Raw genomic sequence first — 21,481 nt, 5'->3', positions numbered from 1 at the left:
CGATCACCGCATACAAGATAGAAGGCACGCACTACTGCCGCCGGGGCGCGCGGGCGCTCTGGCTGATTCACAACCGGTGGCCGGAGCACGGGCGGCCACCCGCAACTGGAGACGATGATGAAAGCGCTTTTGCGACTCGTTCTGTTTCTGGATGCGGCTGTCGCTCTGTGCGTCGGTCTCGTCCTCCTGGCCTCGCCGATGACGTCCATCTTCGGCGCGCTGCAACTGCCGCAGCCGGAACCGGCAATGTACGGCCAACTGCTCGGCGTCACGCTCATCGGTCTGGCCTGGCTGCTGTGGCAAGCCACCATCAACGGGCAACTGACCACTGCGGTGGCGCAGGTGGTTGGCCACGTGAACCTGGCTGTGGCTGTGCTGGTGATTGCCTGGCTATTGTTCTTCCACCTGCCGGTGGAGGGCGCTGGCCGTATCTGGCTGCCGACGTTTGCTGCAGTGCTGGCGGCGTTTTCCGCCGTGCAGATTCCCGCCTCGCGCCGCGTGCGCACCAATGAGCGCGAGCGCGCGCAGAAGGCTCGCGATGAAGCCGCTGCCGCCCGCGAACGCCAGCGCACGGAGACCGCCGAGCGCAAAGAACCCGCCTACATGCCGCCGCCTGGGTACGGCCCCGGCACTGAAGTCGACACGATTGCCGATTCCATTCCTCCACAACATGCACGACAAAGTCCTCATCCTTGATTTCGGCTCGCAGGTTACGCAGCTGATCGCGCGCCGCGTGCGCGAGGCGCACGTCTACTGCGAAATCCACCCGAACGATGTGTCTGACGCCTTTGTGCGCGAGTTCGCGCCCAAGGCCATCATCCTGTCCGGCAGCCACGCCAGCACCTACGAAGACCACCAGCTGCGTGCCCCGCAAGCCGTGTGGGACCTGGGTGTGCCTGTGCTCGGCATCTGTTACGGCATGCAGACCATGGCCGTGCAACTGGGCGGCAAGGTCGAGTGGAGCGATCATCGCGAATTCGGTTACGCCGAGGTGCGCGCCCACGGCCATACCCGCCTGCTCAAGGACATCCAGGACTTTGCCACCCCCGAAGGCCACGGCATGCTCAAGGTGTGGATGAGCCACGGCGACAAGGTTGCCGAGCTGCCGCCGGGCTTCAAGCTGCTGGCCTCCACGCCGAGCTGCCCGATCGCCGGCATGGCTGACGAGGCACGCGGTTACTACGCCGTGCAGTTCCACCCGGAAGTCACGCACACCGTGCAGGGCCGCGCGCTGCTGGAGCGCTTCGTGCTGGAGATTGCCGGTGCCAAGCCGGACTGGATCATGCGCGACCACATCGAGGAGGCCGTCAAGCGCATCCGCGAACAGGTGGGCGATGAAGAGGTGATCCTGGGCCTGTCGGGTGGCGTGGATTCGTCCGTGGCTGCGGCGCTGATCCACCGCGCCATCGGTGACCAGCTGACCTGCGTGTTTGTTGACCACGGCCTGCTGCGCCTGGACGAAGGCAAGATGGTGATGGACATGTTCGCCGGCCGCCTGCACGCCAAGGTTGTGCACGTGGATGCCTCCGAGCAGTTCCTCGGCCACTTGGCCGGCGTGACGGACCCGGAAGCCAAGCGCAAGATCATCGGCCGCGAGTTCGTGGAAGTATTCCAGGCCGAAGCCAAGAAGCTCTCCAACGCCAAGTGGCTGGCGCAGGGCACGATCTATCCGGACGTGGTGGAGTCGGGCGGCACCAAGACCAAGAAGGCGACGACTATCAAGAGCCACCACAACGTCGGCGGCCTGCCGGAAACGCTGGGCCTGAAGCTGCTTGAGCCGCTGCGCGACCTGTTCAAGGACGAAGTGCGCGAGCTGGGCGTGGCGCTGGGTCTGCCGCACGAGATGGTGTATCGCCATCCGTTCCCGGGCCCGGGTCTGGGCGTGCGCATTCTGGGCGAGGTCAAGCGCGAGTATGCGGACCTGCTGCGCCGTGCGGATGCGATCTTCATCGAAGAGCTGCGCGGCACGAAGGCCACGGCACAAGATGCTGCCGCCGGCCTGTGCGCCGAGGGTGATGTCGGCAAGAGCTGGTATGACTTGACCAGCCAGGCGTTTGCGGTGTTCCTGCCGGTCAAGTCCGTCGGCGTGATGGGCGATGGCCGCACGTATGACTATGTGACGGCACTGCGCGCGGTGCAGACCACCGATTTCATGACTGCACACTGGGCGCACCTGCCGTACGCGTTGCTCGGACGTGTGTCGAGCCGCGTCATCAACGAAGTGCGTGGGTTGAGCCGGGTTGTGTATGACATCTCGGGCAAGCCGCCTGCGACGATTGAGTGGGAGTGAGATTCACCTCCACGGTTTAGTAAAAAAGCCCGCGTAAAGCGGGCTTTTTTTTCGTACGTGGCGGCACGCCAGGATCACTGAAAGTCCTGCGTATCCTCAACCTTGGTGATCTTCCAACCATCTGCCAGTTTGCGCAGGAAGACGAGCACGCTCACCTTGTCTTTCGAACCGAATGTGACTGGTACGACGGCAACGTCCTCAAGCAGGATCGGGGCGCGGGCGACGGTGTGCTCGGCCCAGTCCTTCTCGTCGTAGTCCTGGACCTTGGTGAAGTAGTCAGCATCCCCCGGCATTTCATTGCGGCGGTAGGCCTCGCGCAGGCGGTCCACGGTGTCTTTGGATACATAGGTGTAGATGCCGCTGTCGGTCAGTGGGTAGACCGACTTGGCCTGTAGCTTGATGTACCAGGCGTAGAACGCCTTTGTGTCGGCTTCAGGCGAGGCGGCTTTGCCTTGTGCCATGACGGCCTGCATGCCAAACAGGCTGGCCGCGAGGACCAGCCACGCCAGCAGTCTGGAGAATCGCGTCTTCATGGCGGGCCTCAGTCGTCGTGGCGATAGATCTTGTAGGCCGGCTGCGCGGTGCGATAGGCCTCACCCGGGTAGAAGCCCTGCGGCCCGGCGTTCTGTGTGAAATCAGATACCCATACCGTGCCGTTGTAGATGGCCATGTGCCCGGACGGATGACCCGGTGCCGGCTGAATGACGATCACGTCACCCTTGCGCGGGGTGGTTTGCACGGTGTGAAAGCCACCTTCTTCGAGGACGGGGCCGTAGTCCTTCGCGAAGTGCGCGCGGCCCAGCGTCGCGCCGCCCCATTCGAGGGCCTTGCGGACGTATTTGGCGCAGTTTCCTGTGCTATTCGGTTGCACGTGGCTGTCGGCGTAGTTGGCCGCGCGGTTTCCATCGTAGGGCATCGTGTCTCTCCTGAAATACGATTGCGGACGCGGCCATCGTACAAGGACTGCCTCGGCGGAATGTTATGGGGCTTTCAAACAAGCCCGTACGCAGCAAAGAAAAGACAGCAGCGGGGTGGGCGAGCGCACCAACGCAATTTCCGTAGTGGTGGGGCGGATTTCAGCGTGTGCCTGGTTCCAGCGTTGCCTGCGCCTGACGGGGCAGATGAATCTGCTGGCGCATCACATAAATGGCAACCGCGGCCGAAAGCAACCCGGAAAGTGCACCGACCCCGAGTGACCACCGGGGCCCGAGATGGTCTGCCACCCAACCCACAATCGGCGCGCCGATGGGCGTGCCGCCCAGCGCGATCGCTACCCGGAGCGCCATGACGCGGCCCCGCATGGCAGGCTCGGTCGACAATTGCATCAGGCTGTTGCTGGTGTTGGTGAATGTGAGCGCGGCAATGCCGGTGATGACCAGTGCTGCTGCAAACAGCCAATAGCTCGGTGCGATGGCGGCCAACGTGCACCCCAGGCCAAACATTGCTGCACCGATCAGCAGCGATTTGAACTCAGGCCGCTCACGACCGGCGGCGAACAACGCGCCAGACATCGTGCCAATAGCCATCATCGACGACAGCACGCCATAGCCGCGCGCGTCGGAATGAAAGACGCTTGCGGCCATCGTCGAGATGAAGATGGGGAAGTTCAGCCCGAACGTGCCGATCAGGAACAGCATGACGAGCATGGCCTTGAGGTCGGGCCGAGCCCGCACATAGCGGATGGCCTCGGCGAAACCGCCTGCCGAACGCCGTGCCCGCGCATTCGGGTGCAGCTCGGACTTGCGCAGAAAGCAAAGCGAAACCAGCACCGCGATGAACGAGAGGCCATTGGCCAGGAACGCCCAGCCGGTACCAAGGGAGGCAATGGCAATGCCAGCAGCTGCTGGCCCGATCATGCGCCCGGCATTGAACGATGTTGAGTTAAGTGCAACGGCGTTGGACAGTTCACCGTCTCCGACCAGTTCCGCCACGAAGGTCTGGCGAACCGGCGCATCGAACGCCGACGCGCAGCCCGATAGGAATGCCAGCAGATAAACATGCCAGAGCTGAACTACACCGGTCACGGTCAGCAGCCCGAGAATCAACGCCAGCACGCCCGACGTTGCCTGTGTTGCCATTAGCAGCTTGCGCTGGTTATAGCGGTCTGCGGCAACGCCCGTCCACGGCAGCAGCAGGAGCTGTGGGCCGAACTGCAAGGCCATCACCACGCCCACCGCAGAAGCGTTGTGGTTGGTGAGTTGCGTCAGGACCAGCCAGTCCTGGGCGGTACGCTGCATCCACGTCCCCACGTTGGAGACCAGTGAGCCCGCTGCCCAGAGGCGGTAGTTGTAAATGCGCAGCGAGCGGAAGACGCCCGTTGCTGGCGCACTTGTCGATGTGCTCATCTGGGTTCCTGCACCTTGCCAGCAAGGTTGCCCCCATTGAAGCGGCCAAAGCGTCGTGCCAGCGGGACGCTGAGCGCGAGGATGCCGAGCCCCAGCACTGCGGCATCCCCTGTGTCACGCAAGTTGAAGTCACCCACATGCAAGACGAGGATGTAACCGACGACCAGGTTGAACAGGCTCCAGAGCACGTTCACTGTCGAGGACGAGAGCCCTTCGCCACGCGGTTTGGCGAATGGACTTTGAAACGGCCGGCCCGCGATGCCGAAGACGAAATGCGGCACGGCGTTGGCGAGAAAGGCGCCGCCGAAGAACCACGATACGAGATGCAGTGCTGTCATGTCTGGGGCTCCGTGTTCAGAATTCGGCAAGCCGTTGCAGCAGCTTCACTGCGCTCGTCAGTTCGGCTTGTTCCTGGGGGGACAGTTGGGCCTGCAGTGCGCGAAAGAGCCAATCATCCTTGGCCGCGCGGCTCTCCTTGAGCACCATGCGGAAGCCGGGCGTCAGGTCGATGAGCGTTTGCCGACCGTCAGTCGGGTCGGGCTTGCCGACAACTGCCCCCATGGCTTCCAGCCCTGCGACAGTCACGCGCATGGACTGCGGCTTCACACTCTCCGCACGGGCAAGTGCGGAGACCGTGGTGGGGCCGTCACGATCCAGGCGCAGCAGAACGGACTTCTGCGCGTGGGTGAGGTCGTTCGGGTGCACTTGTTCACGCAGCCGCCGAGACAGTTTGCCTAGAGCAATGCGCAGATCACCCGCCAGCGTGGCCGACGGTGAGGTTTCGGTTGGGGAGGGTTGCTTGACCATCCGCCAAGCGTAGCATAAATACAGTTTAACTGTGCAGTTTGACTGTAATGTTGAGCCGAAAGCGAGAAAGCCCGCATCGCCGCGGGCTTCGTTCGGTTGGGGGGGGATGTGGCTGGCTAGCTTGCCGTTGCTTTTGCGTTCTTTGTGGGCCGCCGTACCGCCCGAATCTTCCCGCTGGTTCCGCCGCCGCAGAAGAACTGGTCGGCGCCGTCAGATTCCAGCCCTGACACGCTCACACCTGTTGGCATGTCGATCTGCTCCAGTACCTCGCCCGTGCGTGGATCGATATGCCGGATATCGCTGTCGTCGCCTTCCCAGGTGGCATGCCAGAGTTCGCCGTCGACCCAGGTGACGCCCGTCACAAAGCGGTTGGATTCGATGACGCGCAGCACGGCGCCAGTTTCGGGGTCGATCTGGCGGATTTTCCTGTCCCGATAGTGGCCGACCCAGAGTGTGCCTTCCGCCCACGCGAGCCCGGAATCGCCACCGGCGCCCGGCGCGGGAATGGTCGCGAGTACGTTCCCGGTTTGTGGGTCGATCTTGTGGATGCGGTCTTCTGCGATCTGGAACAGGTGCCGCCCGTCGAAGGCCGTGCCGGCATGGGCGGGTACGTCAATCGTGCGCAGAGCATGACCGCTGGCGGGGTCGACTTCCTGCACATGGTCCCCGGCCGCAAACCAGACGTGCTGACCGTCGTACGTTACACCGCCTACGTTGTTGGCGCCCGGGAACGGGCCATATTCGCGCACGATTTCGGCGGCGGATCGTTTCATGTTCGTGTCCTGTGGATTGGGTTGCGGAGCCTTCATCCTAGTCACTCGGCAGCGGCGCAGGGAGTAACAAGGTGGTCGCGAATCCGGGCACGGGGGGCGTCATCCAGCGGCGGGCCCGGCCATGGCCGAAGCATTGCACCTTGCCAGCTGTCGCCAGCGTGTCGAGCGCGCGCTGCACGGTGCGTTGGCTGCTGCCGAGCGCGAGCGCCAATGCTGAACTGGACCACGACTCCCCATCTGCCAGGCAGGCGAGCACGGCAGCGTGCGGCTCCTCAACGGGTTGTGCCAGCACGACAATTTCGCGCGCGCGCCGCGGCTGCAGTGCGAACCCGTGTTTGGTTGCGCTCACCGTTGCCAGATCGCCGAGTGCTGCGCGCAGCCGCCCGATCTCGACACGCAGGCGCACGCGATGCGATTCATCGGCGTGCTTGGTGCGGAATGCCTGGGCGATGAGCCTGTCTCTTGGCACGTCTGCCGGCCAGGCTTCGGACAGAGTGCGAACGAGGGTGAACAGCACCGGGCGTGTGGCGAGTGAGACGACGGTGTCGGTCTCGCGCACGGCAAGGCGGCAGGCGTCTACGACGAGCGTTGTCGAAGCGAACAGCGCTTCCACGTCCTCAAGCCGGAGGAGGCGTGCCTCGCCGCGCGCGATCAGGCGCGCAGCAGGTGCATGCAAGGCAAGGGCTGCGTTTTCAACTTCCGCCGTTAGTGCGGCGATGCCTGCTTGGCGCGCAGCGCGTTCAGCATGCGCAAGTGCTGTACGCGCAGGCTGTGTTTGCAGCCGGCGCAGTGCGATGCCCGCGATGACCAGCTCATGCGCCGCCCGTAGGACAGGCGGCAGGGTGGCCGGGTTCTGCACCGCCAGCATGCGTTCGGCGTCGTCCAATCGGCCAATGAGGAGAAAACGTCGGATGTCGAGATACCGCGCATGTGCGGCGTTGACATGATCGCTGTGCGCTTCCAGCGTGACACGTGCTGCATCGAGTGTCTTCTCGGGCCAGCCAAGGTCACGGGAGGCGAGCGCAATTTCGGCTTCTGCAACGATGCAGCGCGCGCGGGCCAGCGCCTCTCTTGATCCGAAGGCGCGTGCTGCATTGCGCAGCAGTGTCCGTGCGCGTGTGAGGTCGCCAAGCTGGGCCATGGCGATACCGCGCAGCGCGAGTGCCGGCGGGTCGTCGCGCAAGGCGACGCGGTTCAGCGCCCCGAACGGGTCACCCGCCGCGAGCGCGCGTGCGGCTGCCGTGATCAGCGAGTCCATCTGAATCCCGCCACACTTGTCACTCCCTCCGGTTGGTGTCGGCGCCTAATCTAGCACACGCGTTTCCACCCGAATTTCCATCCACATGGAGGTAAGCATGACTGCAACACACATCACCCAACATGCCACCGCGACGCGGCAAGCGTGGCTAAAGGCACGTCTTGAGTTGCTGGCAGCGGAGAAGGAACTGACCCGCCGCAGCGACGAACTCGCACGCCAACGTCAGGCGCTGCCGTGGGTCCGCGTCGACAAGACCTACCGCTTTGAAACCGATGAGGGGAGTGCGTCGCTGGCGGACCTGTTTCGCGGGCGTTCGCAACTGCTCGTCTATCACTTCATGTTCGGGCCTGATTACAAGGCCGGCTGCCCGTCGTGCTCGATGATTGCGGATGGGTTCAATGGCTTTGCGACGCATTTGGCGAATCACGACGTACTGCTGCTGGCGGTATCGCGCGCCCCGCTGGAGAAGCTGCAGGCCTATAAACAGCGCATGGGCTGGACGTTCCCGTGGGCGTCGTCGGTCGGCAGTGATTTCAACTACGACTTCAACGTCTCGATTTCCGAAGAGCAGCAGCGCGCCGGCACGTCCGACTACAACTACGTGCGCGGCAGCCACGTGATGGATGCATCAGACCTGCCCGCACCCGTGCAGCAGTTTGCGGCCATGTGCGGCACCGATGCCCCCACCTACGTGCGCGACCGGCCGGGTATGAGCGCATTCGTGCTGGAAGATGGCGTCGTGTATCACACGTACTCCACCTACGCGCGCGGACTGGATGGCCTGTGGGGGGCCTACCAATGGCTCGACCGTGCGCCGCTTGGTCGCAATGAAACCGGTGTCTGGTGGCGCCGCCATGATGAGTACGCGCAGCGTTGAACCATCACGCACGCATGCAGTGTCCGAGCGCGGTTTCCTTGGCGTCTCGGCACTGCTTTTCGTGGCCAGCACGGCGGCGACAGTCGCGTGGTGCACATCGATGTCAGGCATGGGCGAGATGCCGATGCCCGGCGGCTGGACACTGGCGATGGCGTGGATGCCGATGTGCGGGCAGACATGGCTAGGCACCGCCGCCTCGTTTCTCGGTATGTGGATCGTGATGATGGTGGCGATGATGTTGCCCTCTCTGGTGCCGATGCTGTGGGGGTATCGGCACAGCGTGCGCACGGCGGGAGGGACGCATCTGGAGGCGCTGACCGCACTGGTTGCGCTGAGCTACTTCGCGGTGTGGGCGGTGTTTGGTCTGCTGGCCTTTGCGCTAGGGACTGTGCTTGTGACGTTGCAGATGCGGTGGCCGATGCTGGCGCGCGCGGTTCCGGTGGCGGCGGGTATCGCAGTGCTGGGCGCGGGTGTGCTCCAGTTCTCCGTATGGAAAGCGCATCTGCTTGCCCGTTGCCGAGAGGCAGGGGCGAGTTGCGTGTTACCAGCAAACGCTCGCACAGCCTGGCGACAGGGTATGCGCCTCGGCCTGCATTGCTGTGGCTCGTGCGCAGGGTTGACGACGATTCTGTTCGTGGTGGGGGTCATGGACCTGTGCGCGATGGTGGTGATCGCTGCGGCGATCACGCTTGAGCGTCTCGCTCCTATGGGTGAGCACGCCGCACGTGTTGTCGGCGCGCTTGCGGCTGTGGCTGGGCTGCTCTTGATCGCATGTGCCACCGTGCCTGGGTAAGGCGCGATGTCTCAGCCCGCATCGCGCGGGCTGTTCTTCGCCTAGTGCTCAGTCTTCGTCGCGCTGCTGCCGGTTGAGCGACAGCTCGTTCGCGGCCCGCACGAGAAACGCCCGCGCTTCATCCAGCGATGGGCCGACATGCCGGTCGATGCGGCGGATGTACGGTGAAGTCAGCACTGCCAGCGCCTGTCCATCCGGCCCCAGGATCGGGCACGAAATATCCACCACCCCGAAGGACTGCAGGCTCTCGCGCTGCTTGTAACCCATCGTGCGGATGAGCTGCAGCGTGTGATCAAGCTCGTCTGCCGGGATCGGCACTTCGCCTTCCACGGCGATGTGCTCGGCCAGCATCTGCGCGCGGCGTTCGTCACTTTGGCAAGCCAGCAGCACGTGGCCGGAGCCCGTGTCGAGCAGACTCACGCGTGCCCCCAGGCGAATCGACAGGCCCCATGTGCCTGGGCCGGGCACTTGCGCAATCACCAGCACGTTGCCGCGGTCATACATGCCCAGATGGCAGGACTGCTCGGATTGTCGTGCGTAGGCATCCATTACGGGCAGCGCCTGCGTCACCAGCCGGTTCACGGGCGGGTGCCGGTGCGCCAACGCAAACATCTTCAGGCTCAGCGCATGGCGGTCGCCGCCAGCCGAGCGCGTCACGTATTGCCGCGCGACCAGCCGTTCCAGCATGCGGTAGATCTCGTTGGCGCTTCGGCCGAGCGCCTTGACGATCTCGGCGCGTGTCAGGCCATCGGGGTGTTCGGAGAGCAGCTCGAGAATGTCGAGGCCCTTGTCCAGCGCGGGGGCGCGGTAGCGGTCGGCGCTGGCGTCAGCAGAGGAGGTGGTGTCTTTGTCCATACGGCATCGAATCTTAAAGCGGTGTCGGGCCAATCACAAACAAGGGGCGCGGCGGCGTCTACGCTTCTAGGGAAAACCCCTGCGACACATTCCTTGACGCATTTACATTCAAATATAAATAATATATTCACTGATGAGCGCAACAGGAGATGCCAAGCGATCGTCAGACACAGATGCAGTTCTGAAACTTGCACACCGGAGACAATCACATGGCAGCTTCACGCAGTTCGTCCGCCGCAGGCGGGCGCGTATCCCAATTCCCGCAGTTTTCCCGACTCTTCCAGCGCCCCCTAGTCAGGCGGCTGACCGTGGCAGCCACGGCGGTCGGTGCGCTATGTGCCGGTGCGGCCTATGCCGTGGATGGCGCCAAGGTGGGCGTCAACCTGCCGCTGCTGACTTCGCCGTTCTGGCAGTCCTACAACGGCTATATCCCGAAGATGGCCAAGACGCTGGGCGTCGACATCCTTGCGCCGGTCAATTCCAACCAGGACCCGGCCCAGCAGATCACCGACATTTCCAACCTCATCAACTTGGGTGCGAAGGGCCTGGTGGTGGCGCCGCTCGATTCGGCCGCCATCAGCCGCGCGCTGGACTTGGCCGAGCAACGCAAGGTGCCGGTAGTGGCGGTGGATGTAGCACCCACCAAGGGCAAGGTGGCGATGGTGGTGCGCGCAGACAACCGTGCGTATGGCACCAAGTCGTGCCAGTACATTGGCCAGCACGTGAAAGCGGGCAAGGTGGTGCAGATCATGGGCGATCTGGCGTCGGTCAACGGGCGCGATCGCGCAGAAGCTTTCCGCACCTGCATGAAGGATTTCCCGAACCTGAAGGTGCTGGAGATTCCGGCCGGCTGGAAGTCTGATGCCGCGGCCGCCGCGCTCGACAGCCTGCTCTCTGCTAACCCGGATGTGAAGGGCATCTACATGCATGCCGGTGGCGTGTACCTGGCGCCCACGCTGCAGACGCTGCGCCGCAAGGGTCTATTGTTCCCAGCGGGTGACCCCAAGCACATCGTGGTGGTCAGCAACGACGGTATCGCACAGGAATACGATGCCATTCGCAAGGGCGAGATCGACGCGACCATCTCGCAGCCGGCCGACCTCTACGCTAAGTACGGCCTCTACTACATCAAGGCCACGCTGGCCGGCCAGACCTTCAAGGTGGGCCCGACCGACCACGGCAGCAACATCGTCGAAGTCTCGCCGGGCATTCTGGAAGACCAGCTTCCGGCGCCTGTGGTGACCAAGCAGAACGTGGACGACAAGGCGCTATGGGCCAACCAGTAGTGAAGCCCGCTGAAGCCATGGCGGTACCGGTGCTGGAGGCGCGCGGGCTGTCCAAGCAGTTTGGCTCGACGATGGCGCTGCGCGACGTGAGCCTGGCCGTGATGCCGGGCGAGTCACACGCGCTGGTCGGGCGCAATGGCGCGGGCAAGTCGACGCTGGTGTCGATGCTCACGGGGCTGCGCCAGCCTGACACCGGCACGATCCTGTTCAACGGGCAGGCCGCGCCGCCGGTGTCGGACAGCACGGCCTGGCGCCGTCACGTGGCCTGCGTGTACCAGCACTCGACCATCGTGCGCGAGCTGACGGTGGCCGAGAACCTCTTCATCAACCGGCAACCGCTCAAGCGCGGTTGGATCGATTGGCATGCGCTGCGTCGTGAAGCCCGCACGCTGCTCGATAGCTGGCAGATCGACGTGCACGAAGACATGCGCGCCGCCGATCTGACCGTGGAGGCACGTCAACTGGTGGAGATCGCGCGGTCCCTGTCATACGGCGCGCGTTTCATCATCCTCGACGAGCCGACCGCGCAGCTGGATGGTGACGAGATCAAGCGGTTGTTCCGCCGCGTTGAAGAGCTACAGCGCAACGGCGTGACGTTCCTCTTCATCTCGCACCATCTGCAGGAGATCTACGACCTGTGCCAGACGGTGACGGTGCTGCGCGACGCGCGCCACATCGTCACCTCGCCGGTGGAGGCGATGCCCAAGACCGCGCTCATCGAAGCCATGACAGGCGAGGCCGGCAATCTGGCCCCTAGCGATGCACGCGACCGTGAGCCGCTGGTCGATGCACCTGTAGTGCTCGACGTTGCCAACCTGTCTGGCGTGGACTACGCCAACGTCTCACTGCAGGTGCGACGCGGCGAGGTGGTCGGTATTACTGGCGCCACCAGCAGCGGGCGTACCAGCGTGGGTGAGGCCGTGGCCGGGCTCAAGGCACAGACGGCCGGGCATATCCGCATCGCTGGGCGGTTGCTTAAGCCAGGCGATGTGACTGACGCGCTGGCCACCGGCGTGAGTTGCGTCCCCAAGGATCGTCATCACGAAGGCTTGGTGCTTGGCCAGTCAATCGGCGAGAACGCGACGATGACGGTGCCGCATCTGCTTGGCAAGTTCGGTTTTATCGCGCCCGCGCCGCGCCGCCATATGGCGCAGACGCTGATGCACGAACTGGGTGTGGTCGCGCAAGGGGAAGAGCAGGCCGTGTCAGGCCTGTCCGGCGGCAATCAGCAGAAGGTGGTGATGGCCCGTGCGTTGGCCAACAACCCCGATGTGCTGGTGCTGATCGACCCGACCGCCGGTGTGGACGTGAAATCAAAGCAGGCTCTGCTGTCGGTGGTGGACTCCGTGCGGCAGGAGGGCAAGGCAGTCTTGCTGGTGAGCAGTGAACTGGACGACCTGCGCGTGTGCGACCGCGTGCTGGTGATGCTGCGCGGCGAGGTCTGCGCTTCATACACGGCGGGCTGGGAAGACAACGCCCTGATCGCGTCGATCGAAGGAGTGACTCTCAATGAAAGGTAATGCCATGGCCGCGAATGCACCCGATGCGCGTGCTGCTGCCCGAGCGCCGCGCTTGCAACTTGCGCGCCTGCGCGATTTCGCGCTGATCCCTGCGCTCGTGATTCTGTTCGTGCTCGGTGCGTTCGTCAGCCCGAGCTTCCTGACGGAGGCCAACATCATCAGCATCCTGGGCGCATCGGCTGCGCTGGCGCTGGTGGTGCTGGCGGAGTCGCTGATCATCATCACGGGCAAGTTCGACTTGTCGGTGGAATCGACCGTGGGCATTGCGCCGGCGGTGGGCGCGATGCTGGTGATTCCGGCGGCCTCCGGCGGCTTTGGCACGGAATGGCCGTTGGCCGCGGGCTTGCTGGCGATTCTTGGCATCGGTGCCATCGTTGGTTTCGTCAACGGCTTTCTGGTGGTCAAGCTGCGGCTGAACGCCTTCATCGTCACGCTGGCCATGCTGATCGTGCTGCGCGGCATGCTGGTGGGGGCCACCAAGGGCGGCACGCTGTTTGATATGCCCGCGCCGTTCTTTGCACTGGCAACCACCACGCTGATCGGTCTGCCACTGTCGGTGTGGCTAGCGGCACTGGCCTTTGCCTTGGCGGGCGGCATGCTGCGCTACCACCGGCTGGGTCGTGCGCTGTATGCCATCGGCGGCAATGCGCCGGCGGCCCGCGCAGCCGGTATCAAGGTGGACCGCATCACCTGGGGCGTGTTCGTTCTGGCTGGTGTGCTGGCAGCCATCGGCGGGCTGGTCGTCACGGGCTACGTGGGCGCCATCAACGCCAACCAGGGCAACGGGATGATCTTCACCGTGTTTGCGGCGGCCGTGATCGGTGGCGTGTCGCTCGATGGTGGACGCGGCTCGATGTTCGGCGCGTTGTGCGGCGTGCTGCTGCTGGGTGTCGTGCAGAACCTGCTGACGCTCGCCCAGGTGCCGTCGTTTTGGATTCAGGCCATCTACGGCGCCATCATCCTCGGCGCGTTGATGGTGGCCAAGCTTACCGGTGAAGAACAGCAGTAACCGGGTTTCCTGTCACCCCAACACACACGTAGCAATGAGACTCCAAGGAAAACGCATCCTGGTCACGGCGGCCGGGCAGGGTATCGGCCGCGCCAGTGCCCTGATGTTCGCAAAGGAAGGCGCGCAGGTGCTTGCCACCGATATCAACGAAGGCGCGCTCGCCACGTTGCCAGCGCAGTCTGCTGGGGCAGGTATTCGCACCCTGCGGCTGGACGTAACGGACGCTAACGCTGTTGCTGCACTGGCGCGCGACGAAGCTGCCTTCGATGGGCTGTTCAACTGCGCGGGCTTCGTGCACCACGGCAGCATCCTTGAATGCTCGGAAGAGGACTGGGCGTTCTCGTGGCAGCTCAACGTGACATCGATTTACTGGCTCACACGTGCGTTGCTGCCGAAGATGCTGGACAACGGCGGCGCATCGATCATCAACATGGCCTCGGCGGCCTCCAGCGTGAAGGGTGTGCCCAACCGCTTTGTGTACGGCGCGACCAAAGCCGCAGTGATCGGCATGACCAAGGCGATTGCTGCTGACTTTGTGGCCCGCGGCATCCGCTGCAACGCCATCTGCCCTGGCACCGTGGAATCGCCTTCGCTGGAGCAGCGCATCGCCGTGCAGGCCAAGGAACAGAACGTGTCGATCGACACGATTCGCGCCGCCTTCGTAGCACGCCAGCCGATGGGCCGCGTCGGCACGGCTGACGAGATTGCCGCGCTGGCCACCTACCTCGCTTCGGATGAGTCCCGCTTCACGACCGGCACTTGCTGCGTGATCGATGGCGGCTGGTCCAACTGAATGAACCGATTGCAGTCCACAACGATAACGCCATGAAACTCCTCCGTTACGGCCCCAAGGGCCGCGAAAAACCCGGCCTGCTCGATGCACAGGGGCAGGTGCGTGATCTCTCCGCTGTGATTGACGACGTTGGGGGTGCCGCGTTGTTGCCCGAAAGCCTGGCCCGGCTGCGTGCACTCGACGTCAATAGCCTGCCCGTCGTTGATGGCACGCCGCAGGCTGGTCTTCGTTTGGGCCCCTGTGTGGGCAACGTCCGCAAGTTTATCTGCATTGGGTTGAACTACTCCGACCACGCCGCTGAAACCGGCGCCGAGGTACCGGCCGAGCCTGTGGTCTTTGGTAAGTGGACAAGCGCCATCTCCGGCCCGGACGATGATGTTGAGATCCCGCGCGATTCGGTCAAGACGGATTGGGAAGTGGAGCTTGGCGTTGTCATCGGCAAAGGTGGTCGCTACATCAGCGAGGCCGATGCGCTCTCGCATGTGGCGGGCTACTGCGTCGTCAACGATGTGTCGGAGCGCGAATTCCAGATTGAGCGCGGCGGTACCTGGGACAAGGGCAAGGGCTGCGACACCTTCGGTCCAATCGGCCCGTGGCTCGTCACCGCTGACGAGGTGCCCAACCCGCAGGCGCTGCACCTGTGGCTGGAGGTTGACGGGCACCGTTACCAGAACGGATCGACGTCGACCATGGTGTTTGGCGTGACGCATCTGGTGAGCTACCTGAGTCGCTTCATGAGCCTGCAGCCTGGCGATGTGATCTCCACCGGCACGCCGCCGGGCGTGGGGCTGGGGCAGAAGCCGCCGGTCTACCTGCGAGCAGGCCAGACCATGCGTCTGGGGATCCAGGGGCTGGGCGAGCAGCACCAGCGCACCGTGAGCGCACAAGACTGAGCATTCCGCATTCCAGAACACAACACACATGACCATCATCCGATCTCTGCGCGTGCTGGACGTGCGCTTTCCGACTTCCCAGCATCTCGACGGCTCCGATGCGATGAACCCGGACCCGGACTACTCCGCGGCTTATGTGATTCTCGAAACGGATCAACCGGGCCTGGAAGGCCATGGCCTGACCTTCACCATCGGGCGCGGCAACGAGGTGTGCTGCGCCGCCATCGAGGCGATGCGCCATCTGGTGGAAGGGCTCGACCTCGACTGGATTCGCTCAGACATGGGCCGCTTCTGGCGCCATGTCACCTCCGATAGTCAACTGCGCTGGATTGGCCCGGACAAGGGGGCCATCCACTTGGCCACGGGTGCCGTCGTCAACGCCGCCTGGGATTTGTGGGCCAAGGCCGAGGGCAAGCCGCTGTGGCGCCTGGTGGCTGACCTTACGCCAGAAGAACTCGTGCGCTGCATCGACTTCCGCTATATGACCGACGGCATCACGCCGGAAGAAGCGCTGGATCTGTTGCGCAAGCAGGCGCCTGGCAAGGCCGAACGCATCCGTACGCTGGAGCAGGAAGGCTACCCGTGCTACACCACCTCCGCCGGCTGGCTCGGCTATGACGACGACAAGCTGCGCCGCCTCTGCCGCGAGGCTGTGGACAGCGGCTTCCGCCATATCAAGCTCAAGGTGGGGCGGGACTTGAAGGACGACATTCGCCGCGTGTCCATCGCCCGCGAAGTACTCGGGCCGGACCGCCAACTGATGATCGACGCCAACCAGGTCTGGGAGGTGAACGAGGCCATCGACTGGGTGCGAGAACTCGGCTTCGCCAAGCCCTGGTTCATTGAAGAGCCGACCAGCCCGGACGACGTGGAGGGCCATCGCGCCGTACGCAACGCCATCGCACCCGTGAAGGTGGCGACGGGCGAGATGTGCCAGAACCGCATCCTCTTCAAGCAGTTCATCATGCGCGGCGCCATTGATGTGGTGCAGATCGATGCCTGCCGCCTGGGCGGCGTGAACGAGATCCTGGCCGTGCTGCTGCTGGCAGCCAAGTACGGCTTGCCGGTGTGCCCGCACGCGGGCGGCGTGGGCCTGTGCGAGTACGTGCAGCATCTGTCTATGATCGACTACATCTGCGTGTCGGGCACGCGTGAAGGGCGCGTGGTGGAGTACGTGGACCACCTGCACGAGCACTTTGTGGACCCCTGCGTGGTACACAACGCGGCCTACCTGCCACCGCAGGCACCCGGGTTCTCTATCACGATGAAACCCGCATCGCTAGAGCAATACCGCTTCCGGGGCTGAGTCGATGGCTGCGCCTGTTTTCCGCATCGACGCGCACCAGCACTTCTGGCGCTATCGGCCCGAGGCGTATCCGTGGATCGGCCCTGGCATGGACGCGTTGGCAGAAGACCGCCTGCCGGCCGATCTGCTGGCCGAGCTGCGTGCGCAACGGCTGGACGCTGCGATTGCCGTGCAGGCCCGTGGCGAGCGGGAGGAAACGCGCTTCCTGCTCGAACTGGCCAACGCGCACGACTGGATTGCCGGCGTGGTCGGTTGGGAAGACTTGACCGCCGCCGATCTGGAAGCGCGCCTGGAGGCGTTGAGTGGCGAGCACAAGCTGGTGGGCTTCCGCCATCAGGTGCAGGACGAACCGGATGTGGCGGCTTTTCTGTCCGCGCCAGCATTTGAGCGTGGCATTGCACTGCTACAGATCTGGGGCTATGCGTATGACGTGCTTGTGCTCGGGCATCAACTGAAGCCTGCAGTGGAATTTTGCGGGCGGCACGGCAACCACTGGCTGGTGCTCGATCACCTTGGCAAGCCGCCGCTCGAAGCCTTTGCACGTGACCCGGAAGCGATGACACGCTGGAAGGCGGCATTGGCACCGCTGAAGGACATGCCGCATGTCGCCTGCAAGCTCTCCGGCCTGTTGACCGAAGCGGACTGGCGCAAGGGTGTGACGGTGCGCGATGTCCACCACGCCCGGCAATGCCTGGACGTGGCGCTCGACGTATTTGGTCCGCAGCGGCTGATGTTCGGCTCCGACTGGCCGGTATGTCTGCTGGCCGCGTCGTACGGCACCGTCTACGACGTGCTGCATGTCTGGGCGGAAGAGCGCCTGAGCACCACCGAACGCGCCGACCTCTGGGGCGGCACCGCCACCCGCTGCTACAACCTGCAACCCAAGGCCTGAACCATGGACCTGCATCTGCAAGACAAAGTCGTGATCGTCACGGGCGGGGCGGCCGGCATTGGCGCGGCCATCTCGCTGCAATTGGCGGCCGAGGGTGCCATCCCCGTCGTCTGCGGCAAGAGCCCGATGACGACCGAGTTCGAGGCCGATCTGATGCAGCGCCAGCCCAAAGCGCGCTTCTTCCAGTTCGACCTTGAGCAAGAGGTCGATTGCCGGCACATGGTCGATGAAACGGTGCGTGCTTTCGGCCATATCGATGGCCTGGTCAATAACGCCGGCGTGAACGATGGGGTGGGGCTCGACGCGGGGCGCGATGCCTTCGTGCGCTCACTGGAGAAGAACCTTATTCACTACTACGTGATGGCGCATCTGTGCGTGCCGCATTTGAAGGCCAGTCGTGGCGCCATCGTCAACATCTCTTCCAAGACGGCAGTCACGGGGCAGGGGAACACCAGCGGCTACACCGCTGCCAAGGGCGCGCAACTCTCGCTCACGCGCGAGTGGGCAGCATCGCTGGCACCGGATGGTGTGCGCGTCAACGCGGTGATTCCAGCCGAGGTGCTTACGCCGCTGTACGAGCGCTGGATTGCCACGTTTGACGACCCTGATGCGAAGCTGGCAGAGATCACCGCCAAGATTCCGCTCGGGCAACGCATGACCACGGCGGATGAGATTGCCAACACAACCGTCTTTCTGCTCTCGCCGCAGGCATCGCATACGACGGGGCAATGGGTGTTTGTCGACGGTGGCTACACGCACCTCGACCGCGCGTTGACCTAATTTCCCAGAGACCGCCGCCATGCGCTACTGCCTCGCTCTGGACTTGAAGGACGACGCGGCGCTCATTGCCGCTTACGAAGCGCATCACCAGCGCATCTGGCCGGAAGTCGCGCAGCACCTGCGCAAGCACGGCGTGACCGGTATGGAGATCTATCGTCTGGGCACCCGCATGGTGATGCTCATGGACACCGACGACGCCGTCTACAACGCCGATCGCATGGCTGACGCCGCCAGCACCGACCCCAGGCTCATCGAATGGGAAACGCTGATGTGGCAATTCCAAGCGCCTACCCCCTGGACGCCCGCTGGCCAGAAGTGGACACCGATGACCTGCATCTTCGATTTGCGGCAGCAGTAGTAGTCGTTGCCGCAGCACGACCCGGCCGTGGCCGGTATGACACCAGAGAGGAGACACAATGAAAAACCGAGCAATCCGGCCGCTGGGTGCGGTCGTCCTGTGCGTGGCCGCTGGCGCGGCGCATGCGCAAACCAGCGTCACGTTATATGGCCGGGTAGCCTCCGGCATCGACTACCAGAACAACGTCGCTCCCACTGCGACTTCGCCTGGCGGCAGCCTCTGGCGCGCTGCGGACAACCAGTGGGGGACCAGCATGTTCGGGTTCATGGGCAAGGAGGATCTGGGTGGCGGTCTGCAGGCGGTCTTCCGCCTGGAGTCGGGCTTTGGCGCTGCGCAGGGCAAAACCAACGGTGATGCGCTGTTCAATCGCCGGTCGTACGTCGGCCTGTCGAGCCCGACCTGGGGCACGTTGACCGTCGGCAAGAACCTCTTCATCAGCAACGACGTCTGGTTCCTGGATCCGACTGGCCAGCAGTTCATCGGCTCGGCCACGCTGGTGCGCGGGCGCAACTGGCAGGGCGCCAACAACATCGTCGAGTATCAGAGCCCCACGTGGGGCGGCTTCCAGATCGGTCTGCAGACCGGGCTGGGCGAGCAGCCGGGCTCCTTCAAGAACAGCCGCCGGGACGGCGTGTCTGCCGTCTACACCGCCGGGCCGGTGGAAGTGCGCGCGATCTACGATGTCATCCGCGACCCGAACGGTAAGTTTAGCGACCTCTTCAATTTCTCGAAGGAAGCGACGATCGGTGGTACGTACACCATCGGCAAGGCGAAGCTGTTTGCCGTGTACGAAAACCTCTCTGCGCCGGATGCCCCGACTGGTGGGCCCACCAAGGCCAACCACTACTGGCTGGGTGTGAACTACGAGCTCACGCCAGCGCTCACACTGATCGGCGCGGCGTACCGCATCAACGTGAACCATGGCGGCGGCAACGCCAACCTGTTCATGCTGGGCGCGAACTACAACCTGTCCAAGCGCACCATGCTGTACGCCAGCGTCGGCACGGTGCAGAACAGCGCTACAGCCAACTTCTCGGTGGAGGCGACCAACAACAACCCTGCGCCGGGCAAGAGCCAGTTGGGCGCCTATACCGGCATCGTTCACTCGTTCTGAGCAGCGTGTCCTCCTGATCGCCCAGCGCCTTGTCAGCCCGCATGCGTGCGGGCTTTTTTTCGCCTGTGCAAGAAACGCTTGCAGCTGGCTGAGCGTGTCGTGTGCGCCGTCAGTGGGCCACAAGGCGGCGCGTTGGCATGCGGAATATCCTGCCTTTCGTTCAAGCTGTCTTGTCGGAATCCGTCATGGCCCTATCTCCAATCGAGCGTCAATCGAGCCTTGACGCGCTGCGCGGTTTCGCCCTGCTGGGCATCCTGGTCGTCAACATCATCGCCTTTGCAACGCCGTACTACGGCACGGGCGTACCCGATCCAATGGCGCAGAGCCGTGTCAGCCACGCGGTCATGGTTGGCATTGCCTTGCTGTTCGAATGGAAGTTCTACCTGCTGTTCTCGTTTTTGTTTGGCTACAGCTTCACGCTGCAGATGCAGTCTGCCGAGCGCGACGGCAAGGCGTTTGTGCCTCGCATGCTGCGACGGCTTGCTGGGCTCTGGGTGCTCGGGCTGCTGCATGGTGTGCTGTTGTTCCACGGTGACATCCTCACCACCTATGCGTTGATGGGCGCTGTGCTGCTGACGTTGCGCAGCCGGGCAGACAAGACGCTTGCCAAGCTGGCCGTGGGCCTGATTGTGGGTACGGCCGCGGTGTGGGCGATCATCGGCGTGCTCTCCGTGCTGGATGTCGATGCGACGCGCGATTCGAAGGCGTTGGCGGAGATCACCTCGACGCTGACGGCGTTCCGCAGCACACCCGCGGGCGTCATCGCCCAGCATGTGGAAGAACTCAAAGGTGTGTGGGTGGTGACGGCCCTGATGCAGGCGCCGACCGCGCTGGCGATGTTTCTGATGGGGTGCATTGCAGGGCGGCGCGGGCTGTTCTCGGCATCGTCGCCAACCGCCGGCACCGGCAAGCTGTACACGCAATGCCTGATTGCCGGCGCGTGTGTGGGCCTGCCGGCTGCGGTGGCGTATGCCTACGGCACGACAAAGCTGGCCGGCACGCCGTGGGATCTGCTGGGCCTGTCGCTAACCCTGCTGACGGCACCATTGCTGACCGCTGCGTATATCGGCGGGATGCAGTTGCTGTTCCGCACCCGCTGGGGCCGATGGTGGCTGGGCGTGCTGGCACCTGCCGGGCGGATGGCGCTGTCGAATTACCTGATGCAGTCGCTGGTGTGTTCGGTGATCTTTCTGGCGTATGGATTCCGCATGATGGGCCGGGTCAGCCCATTGGATGCGCTGCTGATCGCGTTTGCAATCTTTGCGGTGCAGACGGTCGTCAGCCGCTGGTGGTTAGGGCGTTTTGCCTATGGTCCGGTGGAGTGGTTGCTGCGCGCGGTGACGCACTGGCGGTTTTCGGCGTTGCGCACCGAGCCGAAGGGGTTGGCCAGCTAGGGCAGCGCCAGGATGTTCGTGTGAGATTGGGCGATTCCTTGCTACGACGCCATTTGCGCATCTGTCGTAAGATGCCGGGGCAATTGACGATGGTGATGCCGAAGTCGTCACTTTCGATCACACATAGCAACTCAATAG

Annotated in this window: 23 protein-coding genes; 15 read left to right on the top strand and 8 right to left on the bottom strand. The window is 63.9% G+C overall.

Translation table 11 applies throughout. From position 1 onward, the window contains the following. Positions 1 to 117 precede the first annotated feature (117 nt). Both R2N11_RS07300 and guaA read left to right on the top strand, forming a co-directional pair. Complete coding sequence (locus R2N11_RS07300) at positions 118 to 696, top strand: hypothetical protein (protein WP_316680657.1); 579 nt, start codon at positions 118 to 120, stop codon at positions 694 to 696. Continuing rightward, complete coding sequence (gene guaA, locus R2N11_RS07295) at positions 671 to 2,290, top strand: glutamine-hydrolyzing GMP synthase (protein ID WP_316680656.1); 1,620 nt, start codon at positions 671 to 673, stop codon at positions 2,288 to 2,290. The genes R2N11_RS07300 and guaA overlap by 26 nt, the downstream gene beginning before the upstream one ends. 74 nt (positions 2,291 to 2,364) lie before the next feature. Here guaA and R2N11_RS07290 read toward each other — a convergent pair whose 3' ends face one another. The 7 genes from R2N11_RS07290 to R2N11_RS07260 form a co-directional block, all read right to left on the bottom strand. Next, on the bottom strand, positions 2,365 to 2,823 hold the full coding sequence (locus R2N11_RS07290; RefSeq protein WP_199026701.1) for a DUF3828 domain-containing protein: 459 nt from the start codon (positions 2,821 to 2,823) through the stop codon (positions 2,365 to 2,367). A gap of 8 nt (positions 2,824 to 2,831) precedes the next feature. Continuing rightward, positions 2,832 to 3,206 carry a CHAP domain-containing protein gene (locus tag R2N11_RS07285; protein WP_199026700.1) on the bottom strand — a complete coding sequence of 125 codons (375 nt, stop codon included), beginning with the start codon at positions 3,204 to 3,206 and terminating at the stop codon, positions 2,832 to 2,834. A 160-nt stretch (positions 3,207 to 3,366) separates the two neighbouring features. Beyond that, positions 3,367 to 4,635 (bottom strand): MFS transporter, encoded by a 1,269-nt coding sequence (locus R2N11_RS07280; protein ID WP_316680654.1) that lies wholly within the window; start codon positions 4,633 to 4,635, stop codon positions 3,367 to 3,369. Continuing rightward, positions 4,632 to 4,973, bottom strand: a complete 342-nt coding sequence (locus tag R2N11_RS07275; RefSeq protein WP_316680653.1) for a hypothetical protein — start codon at positions 4,971 to 4,973, stop codon at positions 4,632 to 4,634. Before R2N11_RS07275 ends, R2N11_RS07280 begins: the two co-directional genes overlap by 4 nt. A 16-nt stretch (positions 4,974 to 4,989) precedes the next feature. Further along, complete coding sequence (locus R2N11_RS07270; RefSeq protein ID WP_316680652.1) at positions 4,990 to 5,442, bottom strand: MarR family winged helix-turn-helix transcriptional regulator; 453 nt, start codon at positions 5,440 to 5,442, stop codon at positions 4,990 to 4,992. Between the two features lie 116 nt (positions 5,443 to 5,558). Beyond that, a complete protein-coding gene (locus R2N11_RS07265; protein WP_316680651.1) occupies positions 5,559 to 6,215 on the bottom strand; it encodes a Vgb family protein in 657 nt (218 codons plus the stop codon). A 37-nt stretch (positions 6,216 to 6,252) separates the two neighbouring features. Further along, positions 6,253 to 7,473, bottom strand: coding sequence for a helix-turn-helix domain-containing protein (locus R2N11_RS07260; RefSeq protein ID WP_316680650.1), 1,221 nt, complete (start codon positions 7,471 to 7,473; stop codon positions 6,253 to 6,255). A 97-nt stretch (positions 7,474 to 7,570) separates the two neighbouring features. Here R2N11_RS07260 and R2N11_RS07255 point away from each other — a divergent pair, with 97 nt between their 5' ends. Beyond that, positions 7,571 to 8,350, top strand: coding sequence for a DUF899 domain-containing protein (locus R2N11_RS07255; protein ID WP_199026694.1), 780 nt, complete (start codon positions 7,571 to 7,573; stop codon positions 8,348 to 8,350). Beyond that, positions 8,331 to 9,143 carry a DUF2182 domain-containing protein gene (locus tag R2N11_RS07250; RefSeq protein ID WP_430715422.1) on the top strand — a complete coding sequence of 271 codons (813 nt, stop codon included), beginning with the start codon at positions 8,331 to 8,333 and terminating at the stop codon, positions 9,141 to 9,143. Before R2N11_RS07255 ends, R2N11_RS07250 begins: the two co-directional genes overlap by 20 nt. A 48-nt stretch (positions 9,144 to 9,191) precedes the next feature. Here R2N11_RS07250 and R2N11_RS07245 read toward each other — a convergent pair whose 3' ends face one another. Beyond that, the gene (locus R2N11_RS07245; RefSeq protein WP_316680647.1) at positions 9,192 to 9,998 is read right to left on the bottom strand and encodes an IclR family transcriptional regulator; all 807 of its coding nucleotides are present in this window, start codon (positions 9,996 to 9,998) and stop codon (positions 9,192 to 9,194) included. Between the two features lie 209 nt (positions 9,999 to 10,207). Here R2N11_RS07245 and R2N11_RS07240 point away from each other — a divergent pair, with 209 nt between their 5' ends. The 11 genes from R2N11_RS07240 to R2N11_RS07190 all read left to right on the top strand — a co-directional run bounded on the left by R2N11_RS07240 (position 10,208) and on the right by R2N11_RS07190 (position 21,343). Further along, positions 10,208 to 11,284, top strand: coding sequence for a sugar ABC transporter substrate-binding protein (locus R2N11_RS07240; RefSeq protein WP_316680646.1), 1,077 nt, complete (start codon positions 10,208 to 10,210; stop codon positions 11,282 to 11,284). After that, positions 11,269 to 12,804, top strand: coding sequence for a sugar ABC transporter ATP-binding protein (locus tag R2N11_RS07235; protein WP_316680645.1), 1,536 nt, complete (start codon positions 11,269 to 11,271; stop codon positions 12,802 to 12,804). Before R2N11_RS07240 ends, R2N11_RS07235 begins: the two co-directional genes overlap by 16 nt. Further along, positions 12,794 to 13,813 (top strand): ABC transporter permease, encoded by a 1,020-nt coding sequence (locus tag R2N11_RS07230; protein ID WP_430715419.1) that lies wholly within the window; start codon positions 12,794 to 12,796, stop codon positions 13,811 to 13,813. The genes R2N11_RS07235 and R2N11_RS07230 overlap by 11 nt, the downstream gene beginning before the upstream one ends. Before the next feature lie 34 nt (positions 13,814 to 13,847). Then, positions 13,848 to 14,606 carry an SDR family oxidoreductase gene (locus tag R2N11_RS07225; RefSeq protein ID WP_316680644.1) on the top strand — a complete coding sequence of 253 codons (759 nt, stop codon included), beginning with the start codon at positions 13,848 to 13,850 and terminating at the stop codon, positions 14,604 to 14,606. 32 nt (positions 14,607 to 14,638) lie between these two features. After that, positions 14,639 to 15,499: a fumarylacetoacetate hydrolase family protein gene (locus R2N11_RS07220; RefSeq protein ID WP_316680643.1), complete on the top strand. Its 861-nt coding sequence runs from the start codon at positions 14,639 to 14,641 to the stop codon at positions 15,497 to 15,499. Between the two features lie 28 nt (positions 15,500 to 15,527). Continuing rightward, positions 15,528 to 16,805: an L-fuconate dehydratase gene (locus tag R2N11_RS07215; protein ID WP_316680642.1), complete on the top strand. Its 1,278-nt coding sequence runs from the start codon at positions 15,528 to 15,530 to the stop codon at positions 16,803 to 16,805. A 4-nt stretch (positions 16,806 to 16,809) separates the two neighbouring features. Beyond that, a complete protein-coding gene (locus tag R2N11_RS07210; RefSeq protein ID WP_316680641.1) occupies positions 16,810 to 17,697 on the top strand; it encodes an L-fucono-1,5-lactonase in 888 nt (295 codons plus the stop codon). Positions 17,698 to 17,700: 3 nt separating this feature from the next. Continuing rightward, positions 17,701 to 18,477, top strand: a complete 777-nt coding sequence (locus R2N11_RS07205; RefSeq protein ID WP_316680639.1) for an SDR family oxidoreductase — start codon at positions 17,701 to 17,703, stop codon at positions 18,475 to 18,477. A 19-nt stretch (positions 18,478 to 18,496) separates the two neighbouring features. After that, positions 18,497 to 18,835 carry an L-rhamnose mutarotase gene (locus tag R2N11_RS07200; RefSeq protein WP_316680638.1) on the top strand — a complete coding sequence of 113 codons (339 nt, stop codon included), beginning with the start codon at positions 18,497 to 18,499 and terminating at the stop codon, positions 18,833 to 18,835. A 58-nt stretch (positions 18,836 to 18,893) separates the two neighbouring features. Then, positions 18,894 to 19,949, top strand: a complete 1,056-nt coding sequence (locus R2N11_RS07195; RefSeq protein ID WP_316680636.1) for a porin — start codon at positions 18,894 to 18,896, stop codon at positions 19,947 to 19,949. Between the two features lie 185 nt (positions 19,950 to 20,134). Beyond that, the gene (locus tag R2N11_RS07190) at positions 20,135 to 21,343 is read left to right on the top strand and encodes a DUF418 domain-containing protein (protein WP_316680635.1); all 1,209 of its coding nucleotides are present in this window, start codon (positions 20,135 to 20,137) and stop codon (positions 21,341 to 21,343) included. Positions 21,344 to 21,481 lie beyond the last annotated feature (138 nt).

The organism is Ralstonia flaminis (assembly GCF_958415495.1).
Taxonomy (GTDB): Bacteria; Pseudomonadota; Gammaproteobacteria; order Burkholderiales; family Burkholderiaceae; genus Ralstonia; species Ralstonia flaminis.
This window is presented reverse-complemented; position numbering and strand designations above follow the sequence as displayed.